1 tRNA gene and 2 rRNA genes (1 of these 3 cut by a window edge) are annotated in these 2,500 nt (G+C 58.4%); all 3 read left to right on the top strand.

Going from position 1 to position 2,500, the window contains the following annotated elements:
• A 23S ribosomal RNA gene (locus EJC49_RS20770) occupies positions 1–1,700 on the top strand; it begins 1,210 nt to the left of the window's first position.
• A gap of 334 nt (positions 1,701–2,034) precedes the next feature.
• Positions 2,035–2,149, top strand: a 5S ribosomal RNA gene (rrf, locus tag EJC49_RS20765).
• 270 nt (positions 2,150–2,419) lie between these two features.
• Positions 2,420–2,496: transfer RNA gene (locus tag EJC49_RS20760), tRNA-Met, on the top strand.
• Positions 2,497–2,500 lie beyond the last annotated feature (4 nt).

Raw genomic sequence — 2,500 nt, 5'->3', positions numbered from 1 at the left:
TTAGAAGCAGCCATCATTTAAAGAAAGCGTAACAGCTCACTGGTCTAAATAAGGGTCTTTGCGCCGAAAATGTAACGGGGCTAAAGCCATGCACCGAAGCTTCGGGTTTGCAGCTTGCTGCAAGCGGTAGCGGAGCGTTCCGTAGGCTGATGAAGCCGGATCCGTGAGGACCGGTGGAGGTATCGGAAGTGCGAATGCTGACATGAGTAACGATAAAGCGGGTGAGAGACCCGCTCGCCGAAAGTCCAAGGGTTCCTGCTTAAAGTTAATCTGAGCAGGGTTAGCCGGCCCCTAAGGCGAGGCCGAAAGGCGTAGTCGATGGGAACCACGTCAATATTCGTGGGCCTGGAGGTAGTGACGGATTGCGTGTGTCGTATGCCCTTAACGGATTGGGTGTGCGGCGAAGCGGTCCCAGGAAATAGCTCCTCCGTATAGACCGTACCCGAAACCGACACAGGTGGACTGGTAGAGCATACCAAGGCGCTTGAGAGAACTCTGCTGAAGGAACTCGGCAAATTGCACGCGTAACTTCGGAAGAAGCGTGACCCCTTCATACGCAAGTGTGGGGGGGTGGCACAGACCAGGGGGTAGCGACTGTTTATCAAAAACACAGGGCTCTGCGAAGTCGCAAGACGACGTATAGGGTCTGACGCCTGCCCGGTGCTGGAAGGTTAAGAGGAGAGGTGCAAGCTTTGAATCGAAGCCCCAGTAAACGGCGGCCGTAACTATAACGGTCCTAAGGTAGCGAAATTCCTTGTCGGGTAAGTTCCGACCTGCACGAATGGCGTAACGACTTCCCCGCTGTCTCCAGCAGAGACTCAGTGAAATTGAATTCCCCGTGAAGATGCGGGGTTCCTGCGGTTAGACGGAAAGACCCCGTGCACCTTTACTATAGCTTTACACTGGCATTCGTGTTCGCATGTGTAGGATAGGTGGTAGACTTTGAAGCGCGGGCGCCAGCCTGCGTGGAGTCACCCTTGAAATACCACCCTTGTGAACATGGATGTCTAACCGCGGCCCGTCATCCGGGTCCGGGACAGTGTATGGTGGGTAGTTTGACTGGGGCGGTCGCCTCCTAAAGAGTAACGGAGGCGCGCGATGGTGGGCTCAGACCGGTCGGAAATCGGTCGTCGAGTGCAATGGCATAAGCCTGCCTGACTGCGAGACAGACAAGTCGAGCAGAGACGAAAGTCGGTCATAGTGATCCGGTGGTCCCGTGTGGAAGGGCCATCGCTCAACGGATAAAAGGTACGCCGGGGATAACAGGCTGATGACCCCCAAGAGTCCATATCGACGGGGTTGTTTGGCACCTCGATGTCGACTCATCGCATCCTGGGGCTGGAGCAGGTCCCAAGGGTATGGCTGTTCGCCATTTAAAGCGGTACGTGAGTTGGGTTCAGAACGTCGTGAGACAGTTCGGTCCCTATCTGCCGTGGGTGTAGGAATATTGAGAGGATCTGTCCCTAGTACGAGAGGACCGGGATGGACACACCTCTGGTGGACCTGTTGTGGCGCCAGCCGCATTGCAGGGTAGCTATGTGTGGAATGGATAACCGCTGAAGGCATCTAAGCGGGAAACCAGCCTCAAAACGAGTATTCCCTATCAGAGCCGTGGAAGACGACCACGTTGATAGGCCGGGTGTGGAAGTGCGGCAACGCATGAAGCTTACCGGTACTAATAGCTCGATTGGCTTGATCATTCTCATTACTCATGCCCATCGCGACGCGATGGTTTGCATGTCCTCACGGATGAGCGCGGCCTTCGGCCGCTATCCTCCGGACAGGGCGCGCCATCAGGCGCGATCCTCGGGTCAAGCCCGAGGACAGGCTGGCCGGTCGGCCTTGCGGGCTTCGCCCGAAGGGTCGGTCTGCCATGTTGACCAATCATGGACGCAGCCAAGGCGCTGCGACCTGCGCGGAAAAGACGAGAGACGGCACGACAGCGGCCGGCGCCGGGTTCCACCCGACTGCCGACTGCCGATTGCCAACTCCCTCCAACCCAGCTTCTCGATCAAAGATTGTGCGCTTCGTCGACCTGGTGGTTATGGCGGGGTGGCTGCACCCGTTCCCATTCCGAACACGGCCGTGAAACGCCCCAGCGCTGATGGTACTTCGTCTCAAGACGCGGGAGAGTAGGTCGCTGCCAGGTCTACGAAACGCACAATCGACAGCTTCTCTTCACGATCTTCCGGCCAGGCCGGAAACCCGGGCCGACCCTCCGATCCCTCGGAGACGGCCCGTAGCCTTTGAAGCCGCGCGGCGCCAACCTCACGCGCCGCCCCGGGCGACGATCCCGCAAAACCACGCGACGGATCATCCCCAAAAGGCCAGACCGACCCCGGCCCATCCGCCGGACACCGCCAGGACCAACCGGATCCAAGGCGAAACCAACTGGCAGGACACCTGCCAAACACCCTGGCGCGGGGTGGAGCAGCCCGGTAGCTCGTCAGGCTCATAACCTGAAGGTCGCAGGTTCAAATCCTGCCCCCGCAACCAAACA

The organism is Aquibium carbonis, assembly GCF_003970795.1.
Lineage (GTDB): Bacteria > Pseudomonadota > Alphaproteobacteria > Rhizobiales > Rhizobiaceae > Aquibium > Aquibium carbonis.
The sequence above is the reverse complement of the archived record's forward strand: the minus strand, read 5'-3'. Positions and strand labels throughout refer to the sequence as shown.